The sequence below is a fragment of the Richelia sinica FACHB-800 genome (assembly GCF_014698825.1).
In the GTDB taxonomy this organism is placed as follows: Bacteria; Cyanobacteriota; Cyanobacteriia; order Cyanobacteriales; family Nostocaceae; genus FACHB-800.
The window spans coordinates 50,694-70,277 of record NZ_JACJTT010000022.1 but is presented as its reverse complement, the minus strand read 5'-3'; the positions used below and the strand labels follow the sequence as shown (position 1 = coordinate 70,277).

Sequence of the window (19,584 nt, the reverse complement as noted above, 5' to 3'; positions counted from 1 at the left end):
CTGCTAATCTAAGATTATTAACAACTCTTAATATTTCTTTGTGATATGCAAACTAGTCTTGCTCCCTCCAGCACACCAATTCCTGGACAATATTGGCAATGGCGTGGACATCAAATTTATTACGTAGCAGCAGGAAGCAAGCACCCCCAGCGTCCCCCCTTGTTGCTGGTGCATGGCTTTGGTGCTTCCACAGACCATTGGCGCAAGAACATATCAGAATTATCTGCCGAGTTTCAAGTATTTGCCATTGATTTGTTGGGCTTTGGACGGTCAGCAAAACCCAAATTGCAATATAGTGGCGACCTCTGGCGTGAGCAACTCCATGACTTTATCAATGAAGTCATAGGTCAAAAAACCGTAGTTGCAGGTAATTCCCTTGGTGGATATGCTTGTTTATGCGTTGCAGGTGAATTTCCTGACAGTGTAGCTGGAGTAGTTTTATTGAATAGTGCCGGGCCATTTTCTGAACCAGCCGCCCTAGAAGCCCAAATTCAACCACCAAAAAAACCTTGGCAACAATTTACAGGTAAAACTCTGAAATGGCTATTTAAACAAAGATTAGCCCAGATTTTATTATTTCAATATGTGCGTCAACGTTGGGTAATTCGTCGGACTTTAGAACAAGTTTATTTAGATAAAACGGCAATTACAAATCAATTAGTTGAAGAAATTTATCGTCCTGCCTATGACAAAGGGGCATTAGATGTTTTCGTCTCTGTTTTCAGCACTCCTCAAGGGGAAAAAGTTGATGTTTTGCTGCAAAAATTAACCTGTCCTTTATTGCTTTTATGGGGAGAAGCTGACCCTTGGATGAAAGCAAGGGAAAGGTCACAAAAATTTCATCAATACTATCCTCAATTAACAGAATATTTTCTGCAAGCAGGTCATTGTCCCCACGATGAAGTACCTGAACAAGTCAATGCCTATTTACGCGATTGGGTTTTGAATACAGTTAGGTGTTGAGCACTGTTATACCAATTCTCCAAAAGCAACCAACACATTGAGTAAACCCCTCCCCAACCCTCCCCGCAAGCGGTTGGGGTAATCATCTGTCGCATTCTTTTATGGAATTGGTATTACCTGATTGTTTCTTAAGACAAATATCCAGGACTTACGCAAAAGACCTTTGAAACTCTTATTTCTATGCCTTCGGCACGCTGCGCGAACGTGTCTTCGTGGTTCGATTCTTCCGTAGTTTGTGCGTAAGTCCTAATATCCTCAAAGGGCAATTTTATCAATTGCCCTGATATTTTCCAAATTAATGCTGACAACTACCTTGCTTTTGCTGGGGTTCAGCGTGATTCTTGCAACCACCTTCACCATGATGATGGGCATGGTTGTTACCATGAGCGCAACCTTGGAGGTCTTGTTTCATCAGGTTTTCGCTCATTTCTTTGAATGATTCATCTACGGCCTTTAAACCAATCCAAGCATCAATTTTATCTACATCAAATCCTATCTCACGGCGATCGCCTACTTCAATCAAAGGACGACGAATCAGCAGGGGGTCTCTGAGCATCATCACCAAAGCTGTTTGCGCGTCGATGTTTTCAGGATTCACCTCTCCAGATTTTACTCTAGGTGCGGCCTTGTTGAACCATTCGACCACGGGGCGATCGCCAAAAAACGAACGTAACCTTTCCACTGTCCAAGGTTCTGTCAACAGACTATAGGCAACTACCTCATGACCTGCGGCTGTCAATAAGACCTTTTGACGAGTATTATTCTTACAGCCTGGCTTTTCATAAAAAATTACTCGTGCCATTGTTATTTCTCCTCAATAAAACTCAGATTTAGTTGTCATTAAAATCTTTTCGCTAGGTGCTTGACTACATCAAATTCAAATCTCTGTTTCGGGTCAGTTTCACCATAGACATTAAATGTAACCGTTGGTTCATCTCCCATTGCTTCTACACAATGAATAGCATCCTGAGTAAAGCTAATAATATCCCCTGGTACTAGATTTAATTCTCCTGTGCATTCAATTTTGTCTGGTAATTCTGGGTGTTTAACACGTTGCCAAAATGTGTTTTTTTCCTGACCTTTTAACACAGCAACCACACCCCAAGTACCATGATTATGAATATTTGACTTGGTACCTGGAGCAAAAGTAACTGTTTGGACAGTTAAGGGAAAACCCAACTCATCATACAACTGTAAAACAGCAGTTCCCGTAGTTGGATCTGGTTCTAAACATTGACTTTGTACCCAATAAGAATTAACCAATAAACTTCTCACCAGTTTTTGAATTTTTGGTAAAAACAGAGATTCTTCTTCTACTTGGTTGAGAATGTCTTCTAGCTCAGTTAAAAATCGATAAAGACGATAATTATCACGTAACAAATCCCATGCTCTGACCTTGGCAACTGCTTGAACATTGCCATCACCTGTTAAATACCAATCCTGACCTTGCATAGTATCTAGCTAGTTAAAACAGAGACTTAGGTAAGGTATAAAAAGGTGGATAGGTACGAGGAATATTAGGATTAGACTGGACAGGAGAAGGCAAAATTGGCACAGTTACATCTGGGTTACTAGCAGATGTTGAAGGAGAAAAACTAGGCATGGGTGGAGAAATAAAAGATGTCCAATTAATCATAGTTGGTTAGTGATTATTTACTGTTCATTTATTCATCTTCTTCGGCTGGACGTGTCAGAATATCTAGAAGAATACCAGCACCAAAATCATGTTTATCATCAATCTGCTTAATTCTGATGCTGATTTCTTTCGCTTCATCTAGATTTCCTAACTTTGCTAACACTAAACCAGAGGCAGCATAGGCATTTAAATACAAGCGAATTTTTGCTTCTTCACAACGCTGCACCAAAATAGGTTTCAGTTCTTCCCAATTGTCAGAGAAATTTTCTGCCTCCCTAATTGTAGTGATTAACTGTTTGGCTATTTTCAGAGCTAAAAAATAATTATTTTTGTAGTAAAAATATCTATAAGCTGCCACTAAAACATCTGGGTTATCTCCTGTTTTAGCGATCGCTTGTTGCATATATTTTTCTGATTCTACACTATCTTCCCAAGTTTGTGCTGCCAATATCAACAATTCCTTAACATCTTCTGGCACTTGAAACCATGAGAATTTATTCGTATTAACTTGCATAAAACCTCAAATATTCAAGCATTAATCAGCATAGATACTTGATATTTACTATTTAACAGTTTCAGAGATAGCAAACTCAATAAATTTAATTATTTCTTATGAGTAAGTCCACAGGTGATTTATCTAATGCTAACGCTACTTGTATTTATTCCTATCTGCAATATCAGAATTGTATTTGAGTTAAAAATAAGGATTTGATAACATAACCGACTTACTGAAAATCAATTCACAAATAAAACATAAGTCTCATCGTAGTTTATACTATAAAAATCCTTGTTGCTGTTGTTATATATTCAATTATTGGCTTTTAACCATGAATCAAATTATTACTCAAGTTGATGCCTTCACCAACAAAGCATTTACAGGTAATCCTGCCGCTGTTTGTGTGCTAAATTCTCCTCAACCTGACCAATGGATGCAAAATGTTGCTCAAGAAATGAATTTATCAGAAACGGCTTTTTTAATTCCCCAAAATGATGGATTTAATTTACGTTGGTTTACACCTACAGTTGAAGTTCCCCTATGCGGTCACGCTACTTTAGCAAGTGCCCATGTCTTATGGTCAGAAGGTCATTTATCTATAGATAAGGCAGCAAATTTTTATACAAAAAGTGGCAAATTAATTGCTAAATGTAAAGACGATTGGATACAGTTAGATTTTCCTGTTAATCATTCCCAAGAAACAACACCCCCACCGAATTTACAAGCAGTTTTGGGAGTAAATTATAAATCTGTTTATATAAATAGCCTTGGTTATTTAGTAGAGTTAGAATCAGCAACTTTGGTGAAAGAAATACAGCCGAATTTTCAATTAATGAAAAATTTACCTATTGGTAATATTATTGTCACCAGTATTGGTAATTCAGACTATGATTTTGTCTCTCGGTTTTTTGCTCCTGGTTTAGGTATTAATGAAGACCCAGTAACAGGTGCTGCCCATTGTTGTTTAGCACCATTTTGGCGTGATAGATTAGGTAAAGATGAGTTTTTAGCTTATCAAGCTTCTAGTCGAGGTGGTGTAGTTAAAGTCAGTTACAGTGGTGGTGAAAGAGTTTTACTAGCTGGACAAGCTGTAACGGTGATGCGGGGAGAATTAACCACTGTTTAGCGTTAAAATTCTTAACAGGCTAAATACAGCGCATTGCGTGTAGCTTGATATACAATTACCATAATTAAGCTATTAAACTAGGAATTACGAAATTGAATAGTTTCAAATTGTGAAAAATGATTCTAGTGATTGTAAGGGATTTAGCATTGCGCTTTACCCATACAAAAAGATAGGTTTGAGATTGCTTCCCGACCGTCGTAATGATGAAAATAAGTTAATCTTGCGTAAATCCTATATTTAATAGGAAATGTTTAATCCTGCTTACTGGGTTCAATTTACATGAGCTATTCAAGCCATAATTTTAAGGGCAAAACATCATGAAAACTCGTTCAGGGTCTCTGGCATTAATTTTGAGTCTTGCTGTACCCTTATGGACATCTTTGCAAACACAAGCTTTTGCAAAACTGCCATTTCCAGACGGAGAATATTTTAATCCTCAAAATGGCGAAGTGAGATGGCACTTAACTCTTTGGGAGGAAAAAAATAAATACTTTTATAAAAACACGGATTTACAATCTGAAAAAAAGATTTGTTTAACTAATGGTACTGCTTCAGGAAATAAAAACAGGTCGGTTTTTACTTGGCGCAATAAGGGTTATAAATATCAAATAGCATGGCGGCCACAAGACCCTGATGTAGTTAGGCTACAGGTAATTAATCCATCAGGTAAAACAATTTTAAATGAATTACTCAAGCGTCAACCTGGTGAATTTGAAGATCCAAATGCTACTAAATGTTAGAGCAATTCGCAACTTTTAATGAAACTCTAAACTCTGCCAGATATATCAACTAGGGATTGTGTGGTAGGGTTGCCCTTTTTCTTCTAAGCTTTACACTGTTTTTTATGAGGTAATTATGACAGAAGGTGAAGACAAAGAATTCCTACTTTAATATGTACCACTGAAAACATTTAAATCAAGAGCTTATTATTTATTAACCTCAACTATGGAGTAAAATGACTACTAATGAATAAGCCAATTTCTGTAAATAAACCAATTCCTGATAAATTATCTAACCAAATTGATGCAGGTGTTAAACTCGCTATTGCTAAAGCTATTGAAAGACACCGCAAATTAGGCGAATCTATTAGCATTTGGAAAGATGGCCAAGTTGTTACCTTAACTCCTGAACAAATTCCTCCTTTGACATCAAATGAATAAACTAGGGGTATAGTCGGGATACGCGCAAATTGGGACACGTTGTAAAGTCATATTATATAAATGTTTGCAAACGCTTAAATTTGCAAACATTTATATAATTTTAAACTTATAAAATTTAAAAGGACTTAAAAATATGTCGGCTGTTAACAAGTTAATTAAAAGATTTACAAAGTATATAGAGACTATTAAATCTAACGAATTTTCTTATGTTACAAATCCTTTGTATCCCCAAATTATTCAGTCTATTGCAGATAGTAGAATAAACATTAATTATCTTCATAAAGTAAGAGATTTAATTAATGAAATACAGAAAATATTAGATAGTGAAAACATTCTGTTATTAAATTTTCAGCTAATGATGTTGTTCTCTACACTAGCTTACCAACATCAAAGCAAAGAATTTTTATATTTTGCCGCTTTATCTTGCAACAATGTAATTTCAGCATATTATTTTCTTCATGAACATGAAATTACATCTATCGATGTCAGGCATAAATGTGATGAGATGATAGTGATATTACTTAGTCCAGTTGTAGGCATTGAAGTATTAAAAACTGCTAGAGAAATATACATAAATCAAACATCAAAATAAAAAGCAATTAATTTAACGGGTAGAATTAGAGCCAACTGGTACACTGCCGAAAAACGAGATAATAGATAAGCCCCATCTATTTTGAAACCTATAGTTTTTTCTATAGCAAAAACTCAAGTCTTCAAGATGGATGGGGTACAATATTTACCAAAATCTAAACAACCTCATAAATAACAAACTGTTAATGATTAAGGCTGTAACCATTCACGATCTGGTCGCGTTATTTGGCGAGCATTGTTATAAGCCATATCAAGAGTCAAACAAGTCGAAGCACGATAAAAATCATTGTAATTTTCAATTACAAGTGCTAAATCTGCTTTTGTAGGTTCATCTAAACATAGAGGAAGAAGTAGCTGAATATTGCCATTATAATATTGGGGGATAGCAGTTTTATAATTTCTCTTAACACGTTCTAGTGCGCTATAAATAGCACCTTGTAGAGAATTTTGTAAGCTATAATTAGACTTATTTTGAAATTCTGAGGGGAATCGGTCTCTATTATCTTCAATTATATGCTCAATATTTGATCTTAATTCTCTACGAGTGTTGTATACCAAGCAAGATGGGTCATCAAAATAATGAGCCATTTCTGGTAAAGATGAGAATTTATTGAGTTCCCATTGCCCTTTACGAACGAATTTACAAAAATGCCAATAGGTTCGAGGATTATCTAGTTTGTTTCTTTCAAAAAGGATAAAAATAGGCTCATGGTTAAAAGTAATTAAACCAGTGTTCCAACAAGCATATTGCTCATCTTCCGAAACTGCTACCTTTTTTTCTTCTGCTATTCTCTTATAAGTGTAATTTATATAATTACGTAATATAGGTTTTGGCTTATCGCTAATGGTGTTTTTATAGTCCCAGTCTTCTGGCTCTGCAATTTCAGCTAAGTCTTCAATACATTCATCAAACCTGGGTATAAGGGAAAAATCGTATAGTGCGGCTGGTAGATAGTAGGGGTCTTGGCTCATCACTTTTACTAAGGTATAGCTAAATATATTACATACTCAAAATTTGTCAAATATTTTACCATAGAAGAACAATAACTTCGAGATATAAATTAATACAGTTCAATTAGAACTAACCAACATTTCACCCTAAAAACTAACCCCTTACGTAACGAAGATTTACAAGATTTTATTCGCTGCTTTAATCCGCCAAATCGTCATGACCGCCAAGAAACAGAGCGTTTTCGGTCTTTTACATATCAGGAATTAATGCAACGGGATAAGATGAGTTTAGATATTTTCTGGCTCAAGGATGAAAGTTTAGAAGATTCAGAAAATTTACCAACACCGGATGTTTTAGCTTTAGAAATTTCTGAAGATTTAGAAGCAGCTTTAGAACTGTTCCAAAGCATCACTGAGAATCTAGAGGCGAAAACAGAGGTAGATTTTTGATGACAGGGATAGGGGGTAGGGGCGGGTTTATTTAGATTATCATTAATCAGCGAAAATATTGGTAAACCCGCCCCTACTTTTGACCAGATATAATGTTTGTAAGTTTGCGCGTTAATTGCTTGAGAACACCATATTTACAAACAATCTTTCAATGTATAAATAACCTGGTCTTGCTGTTCTTGGGTCAATTCTGGATACATGGGTAAAGACAACACTTCATGACAAGCTTGTTCTGCAACAGGTAATTGTCCCGACTGATATCCTAGATGTTGATAAACAGGTTGCAAATGTAAAGGCAGAGGATAATAAACCATGGAATTTGCGCCTTTTTCCTGCATTTTACTCCGTACTAAGTCCCGATATTTGGCGCTTCCTCCGTTGCGTTGTGGGTCAGATATGCGAATGGTATATTGATTCCACACTCCAACCCCACCGGGTAACTCTTGAGGGGTGATGATACCGGGAATTTGACTGAGATATTGTTGATAATAAGCAGCGATTTGCTGACGTTTTTGATTCCAATGGTCAAGGTAACGTAGTTTAATTTGCAGAATAACTGCTTGAATAGCATCTAGACGACTATTGATACCTATTTCTTCATGAATGTATCTAATTTTGCTGCCATGCTCACGTAAAACTCTTAATTGAGAGGCTATGGCTGGGTCATTAGTTGTGATTGCACCGCCATCACCGCAACCACCAAGGTTTTTGGTGGGATAAAAGCTAAAACAGCCAATGTGTCCAATACTACCAACTTTTTTGTGATCCCAACTAGCTCCGGTGGATTGGGCACAATCTTCAATTACTGCTAAATTATGAGATTGAGCGATCGCCATTATCGCCGTCATATCCACTGGTTGTCCAAACAAGTGAACGGGAAGAATCGCTTTAGTGTTGGGTGTAATTGCCGCTGCAATTTGCCCTATGTCTAAATTAAATGTAGTGGCATCAATATCAACAAATACAGGCTTGGCACCTACTGCACTAATCACCTCAGTCGTAGCGAAAAAGGTAAAAGGTGTAGTAATTACTTCATCGCCAGCACCAATATTTAAAGCCCGTAAAGCTAAATAAAGCGCATCAGTACCGGAATTACAGGCTACACATTCAGCTACACCATGATAAGTGGCAAACTGTTGCTCAAAATCTGTAACGGCTGGGCCGCCAATGTAACGACCAGAAGCTAGAACCTCCAGAACAGCAGCACTCACTTCTGCTTCAATGGTGGAGTATTGCTGTTTAATATCAAAGGCGGGAATGGAATTTACGCTTGGGATCATGAGTTCTCATTTGAAGGAGAGAGACAAAAAAGATACGGTGACGGTCAATATTTGCTGATTGAATTTTTTCAAAGAGCCTAGAAAAGACTGTCGTTTAAAATACTTAAATTTTAAAAGTTTTTACTGTATATACCGCATTTGAGGTTCCAGTAACGTTAATTTTTCGATCAATATTCAAGATACTGGTTGGTAGCCACAATAGATGCAGGTAATTGGGAATTTTCTGTTTTGAATTTTTAATTATTCCTGTATAGGCTGGGAAAAGCAAAAATTTCACCGAGAAAATCTATGCAGGACTTAATCAAATTAGACTTAGTAGATTTAGTATTAGTCAGCGGCTTAATGGTCATAGCCATTGGGTTATCTGCCTGGGAAAGATTAGGACTAGAATTAAATTTAGCGATCGCTACCGGCAGAACTATCCTCCAGCTACTGGTCTTAGGATATGTATTTGACTTCATCTTTGCTCTAGACAATATATGGGCAGTTGTGGCGATTTTAGCAATAATACTGACAATTACAGCGATCGTCACTCGAAATCGCATCAGCCCAAAAATTCCCCAATTATTACCCCTCATTTGGGGCGCTATTTTCCTCAGCACCGCCTTCACCTTACTTTATGTCAGCTTTCTGATTATTCAACCAGAACGGTGGTATGAACCCCGTTATCTTATCCCTTTAGGTGTCATCGTCATTGGTAACGCCATGAATGCCGCAGCCGTTGCGGGAGAACGCCTAGTGAGCAATATCAATCAATTTCCCACAGAAATAGAAACCCACCTCAGCTTAGGTGCAACTCCCCACCAAGCCATTCACCAATACCGCAAAGATGCAATTAGAGCCGCCCTCATGCCTACAATCAATCAAATGATGCTTATAGGCATGGTAACAGTACCAATTTTCACAAGTGGGCAATTATTAGGGGGAATCAAACCTTTAGAAGCCGTTTCCTATGAAATACTGCTGTTATTTATGGTAGCCGTAGGCAACTTGCTCACCACAATCTTAGTCACCAACGGTTTGTGTCGTCAGTTTTTTAACCCTGCCATGCAGTTGATGAGATGATAGGTAGGTTCATGATTGCCATCAACCCAAACTTATCCAAAAACCCTGATGCTGACACTCATAAAAAAAGTAAACGCACCTTGTCAAAACAACAAAAGTGCGCTGCTAAATTAGTCTGCTAAAGCAAACCTGATTTGTATATAAACGAAGCTCATCGCTAAAGTTTTAGATATTAAACATCAGTCTCGCTTAACTCACGAGTGATATGGTCAAAAGGCTCATCTACAAAAGCAGTATTACCCACACCCGCAGAAGCTACTAACTCCTTCGCAATATCCTTCATAATTTGGACACCGCGCACAGTAGGGCCAATGGGTACACTTAAAGAATTGTAAGTTTCCCGTAGTCCTTGTAGCACCCGTTCATCCAACACATTAGTATTGCCTGCCACTAGTGCATAAGTCGCATAACGTAGGTAGTAGTCCATGTCCCGCAAACAAGCCGCATAACGACGAGTTGTGTAAGCATTGCCACCAGGACGAATTAGTTCTGGTAATTCTTCAAACAACTTAGAACCAGCTTGCTTCACAATTGCTGCTGCATTGGAATTGATAGTTGCCGCAGCTTGAACTCGTGCTGTGCCACTTTCAAAATAAGACTTGAGGCTATCAATGGCATTACGGTCAAAATACCGCCCAGCTACGTCATAATTCTTAATTAAAGTTGTAACTGCATCGCGCATTCCTTTTTCTCCCAATCATTACTATCTATGGTTTGATATTAATTTGGCTGCACTTATGCACCAGTAAATTTTTGTGCTAAACACATACAATAGATGCTGCACAAAAAATGATCCATCCGCTACTTAAGGATTCTATGCCAAAGTTGACCCCGATGAGACGAAGTTTCTGCTTTTGTGCAGATTGAGAGATAAAGGTTAATATAACCTGTAATCCAGAGAATCTGTAGCCAAAGGTACAAAATTCCCTCAAGCCCAGTATTTACGATATTTCAGGTGTGTCATAACTTGGTGGAGTCTAGTAGGGTTAGGATGCTTTGGTAGATCCTAGTTTTAGTTCAGGAAATTGGTTACATAAGGAGTAAGAATGACAACCCCACAAGAAGTCTTGAAGCTGATTCGGGACCAGAACATTCAGATGATCGATCTGAAATTCATCGATGCACCAGGAACATGGCAACACCTGACCGTGTACCACGACCAAATTGATGAAAGCTCATTTAGTGCTGGTGTACCCTTCGATGGTTCCAGTATTCGGGGTTGGAAAGGTATCGAAGAATCCGACATGACAATGGTGTTAGATCCAAACACAGCTTGGATTGACCCCTTCATGAAGGAACCAACTCTAAGTATTATTTGTAGCATTAAAGAACCACGTACTGGTGAATGGTATAACCGGTGTCCCCGTGTAATTGCTCAAAAAGCAGTAGAATATCTTGCTTCTACAGGTTTAGGTGACACCGCCTTCTTTGGCCCAGAAGCAGAATTCTTCATCTTTGATGATGTCCGCTACGACCAAACTGCTAATGAAAGCTACTACCACGTTGACTCTGTAGAAGGTCGTTGGAACACTGGCAGAAAAGAAAGTCCCAACTTGGGTTACAAAACACGCTTCAAGGAAGGTTACTTTCCAGTACCCCCCACGGATACTTACCAAGATATCCGTACAGAAATGCTGCTGACAATGGCAAAATGTGGTGTACCCATTGAAAAACAACACCATGAAGTTGCTACCGGTGGTCAGTGCGAATTAGGCTTCCGCTTCGGTAAATTGATTGAAGCAGCAGACTGGTTGATGACTTACAAATACGTCATCAAAAACGTAGCCAGAAAATACGGCAAAACCGTTACCTTCATGCCAAAACCAATTTTTGGCGATAACGGTTCTGGTATGCACTGTCACCAGTCTATATGGAAAGATGGTAAGCCCTTATTCGCAGGTGACAAGTACGCTGGTTTAAGCGAAATGGGTCTCTACTACATTGGTGGTATCCTCAAGCACGCACCTGCACTTTTAGCTATCACCAACCCAACTACAAACTCTTACAAGCGCCTCGTACCTGGTTATGAAGCTCCAGTAAACCTGGCTTACTCCCAAGGTAACCGTTCTGCTTCTGTACGTATTCCTCTCACTGGCGATAACCCCAAAGCCAAGCGGTTAGAGTTCCGTTGTCCAGATGCCACATCTAACCCTTATTTGGCGTTTGCAGCGATGCTGTGCGCTGGTATTGATGGGATTAAGAACAAGATTCACCCTGGTGAGCCTCTAGATAAGAACATCTATGAGCTATCTCCAGAAGAACTGGCGAAGATTCCTTCTACCCCAGGTTCCTTGGATTTAGCCCTAGAAGCGCTGGAAAACGACCATGCGTTCTTAACTGAAACAGGCGTATTCACTGAAGACTTCATCCAAAACTGGATTGACTACAAGCTGGCTAACGAAGTGAAGGCTATGCAGCTACGTCCCCATCCCTACGAATTCTTCCTCTATTACGATTGCTAATTGCTAGTTCTCATCTCCCAAAGATAATAGAGAATTTGATGCCACCCCGATGGGTGGCTTTTTCTATATCTGTGTTGAGTTGGAGAGAACATAACGTCATTAGCTCATAGATGCACTGCTGCTACCGTAAATCATGCGGGTTGTAGGGTCGATTTTGCCTTGAATAGGATGCCAATAATGAGATAGTTCTTCAGGAAGACCTAGCTCTTGTGCAGCACGCATCAACATAGATTGCTGACGATTCTTAACTTGCTGATATTGGCGCACCATTAATGCACGAGATTTTTCTTGAATAGACATAATAGGGTCTCCCTTATATTTAAGTTTTGGCAGATAAAGAATTAATTATTTCTTTCACATATTTAGGATAGCAAAAAATTCTGTAACTTAAGCTACAAATTAGATTTTTGTAATAAAACTTTATAATATTGTCTAATTGACAGGAGAAGATGCAGCCACAGGTCTAATAAACAGAGGTATACGAGTCTAGGAAGATAGCTTTTTCTTTATTCAAGGCTTGACAGCCCAAAGGCTTTATTTTTTATATTTTTTTAGTTATAAAAACAAAAGTTAATATTTTTTAAATATTTGTTATGTCAGACATTTTAACGAAGCTGGCCTATCAGACTTTTCACCAAAGCAAGAGTTACTTCAGTTTTGCCCATAAGAGCCTGAGTGAGCAAATCAGAAATCTTTTCTATCCTTCACTACTCCAAAAGCCTCCCCTGCTTCCCCAGGAGTTGATACCGAAGGTACAAGCCAGATTTAATCAGTTACTAGAAACTGATTGGCGAGATGCGGAAATTGGTATTTATCCGACCAGCTTGTTGTTTGACAACCCTTGGGAAGATTTTCTCCGCTATTATCCAATGGTGCTGCTAGACTTGCCGATGATTTGGGAGCGGGTGAAGCAAAATAAAAATCAAGAGTTTGGGGCGGATATTGAGAGAGATAGTTATCCCAGCTACTATGTACAGAACTTTCACCATCAAACTAATGGCTATTTGAGTGACCTGTCGGCTAACTTATATGACTTGCAGGTGGAACTGCTCTTTGGTGGTGTAGCTGATGCGATGCGAAGACGTATCTTAGCACCTTTAAAACAAAAACTGGGCTTTTTTAGCGACCTGCCCCAAAAACAAATTAAAATTTTAGATGTAGCTTGTGGAACAGGAGGAACACTGAAGCTAATACGAGCCTCACTTCCGCAAGTATCTTTATATGGTCTGGATTTATCACCGCATTATTTACGCAAAGCTAATGAATTGTTATCTCAAATTCCTGGTGAATTACCACAATTATTACAAGGAAATGCGGAGGAATTACCTTTTGTAAATGATTATTTTCATGCTGTCACGTCAGTCTTTCTGTTTCATGAGTTACCGGCCTCAGTTCGCCAAACAGTGATTGATGAATGTTTTCGTGTAACTAAACCAGGAGGAGTTTTTATTATTTGCGATTCTATGCAACTGATTGATTCACCAGAGTTAGAGCCTGTCATGAATAGCTTTATTGAGAATTTCCATGAACCCTACTATCGCCATTACATTACAGATAATTTAGTAGAGCGTTTGGAAAAGGCTGGTTTTGACAATATCGAGGAACAAGTCCACTTTTTCAGCAAATATTTGATTGCTCGCAAGCCAGTTTGACTTGCAGAAATATGAATAATAACTTTTTTGCACCTAATTAATACCCAATCTCCACACACCATTTTTGAGGCCTTGTCTACAAGCCAAAAATAGGTAATTATGTGTTTCCCTAACTTCCTTGACTAGTAAACATTAGAGTTAGCGCGTGTATTTGTGACTAAAGTCACTCATACACGCCGGAGTTGCTAAACTTACCGGGTGTTTTGATGAAGGGGAACCGTGACTAGGAAGTGATGCAGTGCTGTAACTGTCTTGGTTCTCGCAGAGAAATGAAAATATGAGTCAAATAATCAGTAATGTAGTGCTTTAACTGTCTATATCTCTGTCAGAGAAGGGCAAATTTGAGGCTGAAGATGAATGGAATAGTGCTTTAACTGTCTTGTTTCTAGGTGTTAACAGTTGTGTCAAGGATGTTAAACACCCGGTGAGTAGGTAATTGAATTCCTGTTCTAGCAACTAAACCTCCTGTCAGAGGTACAATCCTATAGCTGTTAAACAGCAATGGGGATAGTGGGAAAAGATTCCATTCATGCTTCGCTTCTACCACTACCGCGATGAGGTACGGGGTTTTGTGGTTGGTTAGGTCTTGTTTTGGATCTACCAGCGATGAGTTGCTGTGAGTCAGAAGAACTCATGAGCAAGTCGGAAAGGCCGGTAGAGGTGGTTTGGTGGTTTATAGCTAAGGAGCTAAATACCAGACTCGATACTAAAAGTGAAATAGCAGCACGCATAGTAGATGTCTATTTAAGAACTCTCCAATTCACTGATACTTAGCTTTTATATATTCGTCCGGAAAATTTATAAAAAAGTATTGTATTTTACTGAACAAAAACCACTTTTATACTTCGTTGAAATATTCAACGAGTAACCAATTTCCAGATGAATTTATGCGACCCCAGATGTTGAGTTTTTGTGTTTGCGGGAGATTTTGCAGTTGTTGGTTGATGTGCGATCGCAAAGTTACTAATTGCCACGATTGAGTAGCTAATTGAGTTGGCGTTTCCATCTGAAAACGGTAATTTTGCCGATCTAATCGCTGGAAAATCCCTGTAAAGCGGGTAAATCTGTTGTAATCATCATCAACCATGGCAAAGCATGGACAATTGCCATCGGCAGGATAAGCTTCAGGGTGGTCTAAATAATAGGTTTGCCAGTTTAACCACTCTGGATGATGGGGGGGCAGATTAAATAAAGGAACAATTGCAGATGGAGAGCGATCGCTCTCTAGTAAAGATAGTTGCAATGTCCTAATTGGTAAATTCCTGGGTTGACAGTTTAATTCCACGCAGAGAGCCGCAGCCATCCCTGCTGCTTGACCGATACCCATGACTACTGGCTGTAATCTTGTAGCCCCATTGGCAATATGGGATACAGATATATTCTTCTCACACACCAATAAACCATCAGTAGAGATGGGAATCAAACAACCATAGGGAATGGTGAAGGGAGTTCCAGTCCAACGACCTCCCCAACGAAGAGATTTAGGTTGCAGTGCAAACTTCACACCAGGGTAATGATGATCATTGGCGTAGTTACCAATTGCAACCGTATCATCAAAGATAGATGCCACTTCTGCGCCAGCTAAAGGAAGAATGTCTTGTTCACGGACAGTTTTTAATCCAATTAAGCGGCGACTTTCGCGGAAGTAAGGATGGAGGGCAAAAGCGGAAGCAGGATTAGGAAAAACGCTCTCTGCCAAGCCATAACGCCGACCAAACTGAGTTTGGATGAAATGGGCAAAGTTTTGGCTATGCCAAAGGCATTCTTGGCCAAACTCACTTCTTCCTAAGTTTGAATCTAGCAAACGCTGCAAATTTTGGCCGTAGTCGTTGCCACAAATTGGCCAATTAATCATGAATTTATCCCCTGGTAAGCGCCCATAGTTTAAAAATTCTTCTGGGCCATAGTTATGCCAAGCCCCTGTAAATAAAGAAGGGTCATAGTTTGGGGCGCTAGGAATTGCAGGGGCGATATTTTCCCCAAAATCTTGCATAACTACCACCCATGTGGGTGCTTGCACAGGATATTGTTGGGTCAGAGAATTAGCTGCAACCGGGGCACTGGGTTCTCCCCATTCAGATTGCCATTCCCAACCCCAACGATGGGGAATTTCTGCTAAAGCTAATAAATCTCCTAGTTCTGTGCCATCGAGAATCACTTTGGCTGTAACGCTAAAATCAGCAAACCGGACACCTGAAATGCGATCGCCTTGACGATATACTTCTAAGGGAACTTGTCCCGAAATCCAGTGAAGATTGGGTAATTCTTGCACCCAATCAGCAAAAATTTCTGCCCCAATATGGGGTTCATAACTAAAAAAACTGACCCAGCTATTGTCTAGTCCCCCTGGTTGTCTTCGGTTTAACTCTCGTAAAAACTCACCCCATAAACCAGTTTGAAAGGCAACTAATTCATTCCCATCAGGTGCAGATACCCCAGCCGCAGTTAACATACCTCCTAACCAAGGAAACTCGCTCACGAGAATGGTGTTAGCACCCCTTCTAGCCGCTTGAATTGCCGCAGCAGTGCCACCTGTTCCCCCACCCACCACTAGAACATCGGCTGTATATGTCTGAATCACCATTGTTACCTCACTGGAGTTTCGACATATTTTCCACACTCAAGGGGATTTAGACAAGAGGAGGTCAGAAGTTCAGGAGTTCAGAAGTTCAGGAGTTGCAGAAGTATGCCTACGGCACGCTACGCGAACAGAAGTATGGCTGCGCCACGCTGCGCGAACAGGGGTTTAAAAATGCAAGGATTCAGCAGCAATCGCATTAAATAAATGATTCTGTAACTCCTGAACTCCTGAACTTCTGTCTTCTTCTTTTGAATTATTCTGTAACTCCTGCAACTTCTGTAACTTCTGTCTTCTTCGTAAAAGCTAGTTTTTTTAAGTGCTAATTTTTATTTTTTAATCGATATGTAGCTATTTCTGCAAATTTTCAATTAGAATGATTATTAAACGAATTAGATAGAATTTTTTGCAATTAATCCTATTTTAAAAATCGGAATTTTAAATTCTATCGATTTACCATTGAATCTAAAAATTTTCTGTTATTTTCGCCACAAATTAATAATTTTTCATTGTACATCACTAGACACCAAAATCTTTTCTTTCTATTTCATAATATTCACAGCAACCCAGCATGACTAGATTATCAAAATCACCAGCATGGGTTTTCACAAGTTCTCAAAATTTAACTTTTAGGTTTTGACATTTCATAAAAGTTTACGTAATCTAAAAAGTAGGTCAAACCAATTAAAATCCCGACAGTAATTTTGTCAAGCTACGTCGATAATTGCTGTTACAAACTGTTGGTATGAGTAACTAAATTGACCGAAAAATTTAGCGATAAATTGCAGCTACCTTACCAATTTATTCACTATCATCTACACCTGTTTTGCTGGCTAGCTTCAGATTCATCTTTGTCTCCTCCCAGGCAGGTGTGATTACAAGTGTTGTAATGAGTGAGTATTGAGCAATAATCAAAGCTCACTCTAGGAGTCATTCACTATGTTTAGGAGAAGTCCATGCTAGAGAAACTTACGTCGTTAAACGACCACAATTTACCCTATCCAGATACAATCCATCCTATCGTAGTTCACTTTGTAATTGCGATGGTATTATTTGCTTTTGTCTGTGACTTAATTGGCTATTTGACCGGCAAAACTCGTTTATTTGAGGTTAGTTGGTGGAATATGTGTGTAGCCACCGTTGCTATTTTCGTAGCCATTATTTTCGGTCAATTTGAAGCAGGTTTAGCCAAGCCTTACGACCTAGCCAAATCAGTCTTGAATCTCCACACATTAATTGGCTGGTCACTATCAGGAATCATCGCCGCTATTACTGCTTGGCGCTATGTTCTTCGTTCCAAGAACCCCCATAAATTGCCATTTCATTACATAGCAGCCGGAGTAATTTTAACTGGCATTGTTGGTGTGCAAGTATATCTCGGTGATGAACTGGTGTGGGTATATGGACTACACACAGTTCCAGTTGTGGAAGCAGTAAAGGATGGACTCTTACCATGAACTCAGAACTAATTAATCAAATCGGTCATCAACTTGGTGCGAATGGATTGCCTTACTTGATTCCCATTCATCCTAACTTAGTACATCTGACTTTGGGTTTATTCATTATTGGTATCACTTTCGATATCATTGGTGTACTTTTTCCCCTAGAAAAATGGGCCTTTAAATTTCTCGCCATTTCTGTAGAACGTTCCCAACTTTTTGATGTTGGTTGGTACAACATGCTAGCTTCTGCGGTGATTACTTTTTTCACAGTAGCAGCGGGTTTTTATGAAATGTTGCTAGCAAGTCCACCAACAGAAATTAAAAGTGCTTGGGGTTTACAAGCAATGGAAACCATGATTTGGCATGGTGTAGGTGGTGTAATTCTCCTCACATTCATTGTGGGTATGGCATTCTGGCGTGGTAGACAGCGTTATGCAACCGGCAAACAATCTACTCGACAAGTCAGTTTGACTTATTTATTAGCAGGAATTACCATCATGTTTCTAATGTACATACATGGCACATTAGGAGCACAGTTAGCTGCTGAATTTGGTGTTCACAACACTGCTGATAGTTTGCTACGCATGGGACAAGACATCAACAACTCACTCAAGTAATCGGTAATTAGGTAATCGGTAATCATACCATTTTGGATTGTGAATTGTGAATTTTGGATGGATATGCAAGTTATATCTTGATCCATTCCAATCATTTTTCCAATTGGTATTAACTGTGGAAAGCACTCATCATCCGTTACCAATTACCAATCACCAATCACCTACAACTATTATGAAAATGCGGCAAATTCTCAATTTTTTGACTATAGTCACTGGGTTAGTTGTCGTGACGATCATTAGTATCTGGATCGGCAAACAATCTTATTCTTGGCTTCCTCCTCAAGCAGCAGCTGAATCCCACTTGATTGATGATTTAATTAGCTTTTTGGTCACGGTGGGATCATTTATTTTCTTAGGAGTAACCGGAACGTTATTTTACTCCATTCTCTTCCATCGTGCTGACAAAGACGATTTGAGTGATGGGCCTCACATTGAAGGTAATATCACTTTAGAAGTGGTTTGGACTGCTATCCCTATCTTGTTGGTGTTGTGGATTGCAGGTTACAGCTATGAAGTTTACCAAGAGATGGGTATTCAAGGGCCTTCTCAACTGGTACACCTGCACAACCCTATGAAAATTGAATCTGCTTATGCAGCAGGTAAACATAAAGTAGAGACAGAAGAAGCTATACCTGTAGAGAATGTAGAAAAAATCGATGTCATTGCCAAGCAATGGTCATGGGTATTCCATTATCCTGAGAAGAATGTTACAAGTACTGAATTGCATTTACCAAGCGATCGCCGAGTGCGCTTAGCCCTACATTCAGAAGACGTACTCCACGGCTTTTACATCCCCGCATTCCGCCTCAAACAAGACATCGTACCTGGTCACAACATCGACTTTGAATTTACCCCCATCCGCCCCGGTGCCTATAGCCTCACCGACTCCCAATATAGCGGAACCTACTTTGCCACCATGCGTGCAGATGTCATCGTTGAATCTCCTAATGAGTTTCACCAATGGTTAAACAAAGCTGCTGGCCATCGTCCTACCCAAGCACCCAACGAAGCAGCATCTGAATATGCTCAAAAACTCGAACAACCCGTACAAACTGGTTGGAAAACAGTAGAACCCGCCGCACCTCCCTTGGTGAATTATCACGGCTAATCATTTA

General features: G+C 39.2%; 22 protein-coding genes. 12 read left to right on the top strand and 10 right to left on the bottom strand.

Annotation, left to right across the window (positions count from 1 at the left end; all coding sequences use genetic code 11):
- Positions 1–45 precede the first annotated feature (45 nt).
- Positions 46–963: an alpha/beta fold hydrolase gene (locus tag H6G73_RS15600; protein WP_190606048.1), complete on the top strand. Its 918-nt coding sequence runs from the start codon at positions 46–48 to the stop codon at positions 961–963.
- Positions 964–1,258: 295 nt separating this feature from the next.
- Here H6G73_RS15600 and H6G73_RS15595 read toward each other — a convergent pair whose 3' ends face one another.
- From H6G73_RS15595 to H6G73_RS15580, 4 genes are read right to left on the bottom strand one after another with little or no spacing between them, the layout of a single operon-like run.
- The gene (locus H6G73_RS15595) at positions 1,259–1,765 is read right to left on the bottom strand and encodes an ArsC/Spx/MgsR family protein (protein ID WP_190606046.1); all 507 of its coding nucleotides are present in this window, start codon (positions 1,763–1,765) and stop codon (positions 1,259–1,261) included.
- Positions 1,766–1,803: 38 nt separating this feature from the next.
- Positions 1,804–2,415 carry a cysteine dioxygenase family protein gene (locus tag H6G73_RS15590; RefSeq protein ID WP_190606044.1) on the bottom strand — a complete coding sequence of 204 codons (612 nt, stop codon included), beginning with the start codon at positions 2,413–2,415 and terminating at the stop codon, positions 1,804–1,806.
- A gap of 13 nt (positions 2,416–2,428) precedes the next feature.
- Positions 2,429–2,599 (bottom strand): hypothetical protein, encoded by a 171-nt coding sequence (locus H6G73_RS15585; RefSeq protein WP_190606042.1) that lies wholly within the window; start codon positions 2,597–2,599, stop codon positions 2,429–2,431.
- Between the two features lie 28 nt (positions 2,600–2,627).
- Complete coding sequence (locus H6G73_RS15580; protein WP_190606040.1) at positions 2,628–3,113, bottom strand: hypothetical protein; 486 nt, start codon at positions 3,111–3,113, stop codon at positions 2,628–2,630.
- A 313-nt stretch (positions 3,114–3,426) separates the two neighbouring features.
- Between H6G73_RS15580 and H6G73_RS15575 the strand changes: the two genes are divergently transcribed.
- The 4 genes from H6G73_RS15575 to H6G73_RS15560 all read left to right on the top strand — a co-directional run bounded on the left by H6G73_RS15575 (position 3,427) and on the right by H6G73_RS15560 (position 5,973).
- Complete coding sequence (locus H6G73_RS15575) at positions 3,427–4,221, top strand: PhzF family phenazine biosynthesis protein (RefSeq protein ID WP_190606038.1); 795 nt, start codon at positions 3,427–3,429, stop codon at positions 4,219–4,221.
- A 317-nt stretch (positions 4,222–4,538) separates the two neighbouring features.
- Positions 4,539–4,961: a hypothetical protein gene (locus H6G73_RS15570; RefSeq protein ID WP_190606036.1), complete on the top strand. Its 423-nt coding sequence runs from the start codon at positions 4,539–4,541 to the stop codon at positions 4,959–4,961.
- Between the two features lie 225 nt (positions 4,962–5,186).
- Entirely contained in the window at positions 5,187–5,381 is a 195-nt protein-coding gene (locus tag H6G73_RS15565) for a hypothetical protein (RefSeq protein ID WP_190606034.1), read from the top strand.
- Positions 5,382–5,514: 133 nt separating this feature from the next.
- Complete coding sequence (locus tag H6G73_RS15560) at positions 5,515–5,973, top strand: hypothetical protein (RefSeq protein ID WP_190606032.1); 459 nt, start codon at positions 5,515–5,517, stop codon at positions 5,971–5,973.
- A gap of 188 nt (positions 5,974–6,161) precedes the next feature.
- Here the strand turns inward: H6G73_RS15560 and H6G73_RS15555 are convergent, their stop codons facing one another.
- A complete protein-coding gene (locus H6G73_RS15555; protein ID WP_190606030.1) occupies positions 6,162–6,944 on the bottom strand; it encodes a DUF3825 domain-containing protein in 783 nt (260 codons plus the stop codon).
- A 246-nt stretch (positions 6,945–7,190) separates the two neighbouring features.
- Here H6G73_RS15555 and H6G73_RS24205 point away from each other — a divergent pair, with 246 nt between their 5' ends.
- The gene (locus tag H6G73_RS24205) at positions 7,191–7,373 is read left to right on the top strand and encodes a hypothetical protein (protein ID WP_199317744.1); all 183 of its coding nucleotides are present in this window, start codon (positions 7,191–7,193) and stop codon (positions 7,371–7,373) included.
- Positions 7,374–7,507: 134 nt separating this feature from the next.
- Here the strand turns inward: H6G73_RS24205 and H6G73_RS15545 are convergent, their stop codons facing one another.
- Positions 7,508–8,653 carry a DegT/DnrJ/EryC1/StrS family aminotransferase gene (locus H6G73_RS15545; protein WP_190606028.1) on the bottom strand — a complete coding sequence of 382 codons (1,146 nt, stop codon included), beginning with the start codon at positions 8,651–8,653 and terminating at the stop codon, positions 7,508–7,510.
- Between the two features lie 288 nt (positions 8,654–8,941).
- Here H6G73_RS15545 and H6G73_RS15540 point away from each other — a divergent pair, with 288 nt between their 5' ends.
- Positions 8,942–9,718 carry an ABC transporter permease gene (locus tag H6G73_RS15540; RefSeq protein WP_190606026.1) on the top strand — a complete coding sequence of 259 codons (777 nt, stop codon included), beginning with the start codon at positions 8,942–8,944 and terminating at the stop codon, positions 9,716–9,718.
- Positions 9,719–9,890: 172 nt separating this feature from the next.
- Here the strand turns inward: H6G73_RS15540 and apcB are convergent, their stop codons facing one another.
- Positions 9,891–10,400 carry an allophycocyanin subunit beta gene (gene apcB, locus H6G73_RS15535; protein ID WP_190606024.1) on the bottom strand — a complete coding sequence of 170 codons (510 nt, stop codon included), beginning with the start codon at positions 10,398–10,400 and terminating at the stop codon, positions 9,891–9,893.
- Positions 10,401–10,764: 364 nt separating this feature from the next.
- Here apcB and glnA point away from each other — a divergent pair, with 364 nt between their 5' ends.
- Complete coding sequence (gene glnA, locus H6G73_RS15530) at positions 10,765–12,180, top strand: type I glutamate--ammonia ligase (protein WP_190606022.1); 1,416 nt, start codon at positions 10,765–10,767, stop codon at positions 12,178–12,180.
- Between the two features lie 99 nt (positions 12,181–12,279).
- On the opposite strand, the gene H6G73_RS15525 is transcribed toward glnA, so the two are convergent.
- Positions 12,280–12,480 carry a hypothetical protein gene (locus H6G73_RS15525; RefSeq protein ID WP_190606020.1) on the bottom strand — a complete coding sequence of 67 codons (201 nt, stop codon included), beginning with the start codon at positions 12,478–12,480 and terminating at the stop codon, positions 12,280–12,282.
- Positions 12,481–12,773: 293 nt separating this feature from the next.
- Between H6G73_RS15525 and H6G73_RS15520 the strand changes: the two genes are divergently transcribed.
- Positions 12,774–13,832 carry a class I SAM-dependent methyltransferase gene (locus H6G73_RS15520; RefSeq protein WP_190606018.1) on the top strand — a complete coding sequence of 353 codons (1,059 nt, stop codon included), beginning with the start codon at positions 12,774–12,776 and terminating at the stop codon, positions 13,830–13,832.
- Between the two features lie 527 nt (positions 13,833–14,359).
- Here the strand turns inward: H6G73_RS15520 and patX are convergent.
- Both patX and H6G73_RS15510 read right to left on the bottom strand, forming a co-directional pair.
- Positions 14,360–14,563 (bottom strand): heterocyst-inhibiting protein PatX, encoded by a 204-nt coding sequence (patX, locus tag H6G73_RS25145; RefSeq protein ID WP_190606016.1) that lies wholly within the window; start codon positions 14,561–14,563, stop codon positions 14,360–14,362.
- Between the two features lie 107 nt (positions 14,564–14,670).
- Positions 14,671–16,416 carry an FAD-dependent oxidoreductase gene (locus H6G73_RS15510; protein WP_190606014.1) on the bottom strand — a complete coding sequence of 582 codons (1,746 nt, stop codon included), beginning with the start codon at positions 16,414–16,416 and terminating at the stop codon, positions 14,671–14,673.
- A gap of 950 nt (positions 16,417–17,366) precedes the next feature.
- On the opposite strand from H6G73_RS15510, the gene H6G73_RS15505 reads away from it, so the two are divergent.
- From H6G73_RS15505 to H6G73_RS15495, 3 genes are all read left to right on the top strand, one after another.
- Entirely contained in the window at positions 17,367–17,867 is a 501-nt protein-coding gene (locus H6G73_RS15505; protein WP_190606012.1) for a DUF2231 domain-containing protein, read from the top strand.
- The gene (locus H6G73_RS15500; RefSeq protein WP_190606010.1) at positions 17,864–18,469 is read left to right on the top strand and encodes a DUF2231 domain-containing protein; all 606 of its coding nucleotides are present in this window, start codon (positions 17,864–17,866) and stop codon (positions 18,467–18,469) included. The genes H6G73_RS15505 and H6G73_RS15500 overlap by 4 nt, the downstream gene beginning before the upstream one ends.
- Before the next feature lie 172 nt (positions 18,470–18,641).
- Complete coding sequence (locus tag H6G73_RS15495; RefSeq protein WP_190606074.1) at positions 18,642–19,577, top strand: cytochrome c oxidase subunit II; 936 nt, start codon at positions 18,642–18,644, stop codon at positions 19,575–19,577.
- The last annotated feature ends 7 nt before the right edge of the window (positions 19,578–19,584 follow it).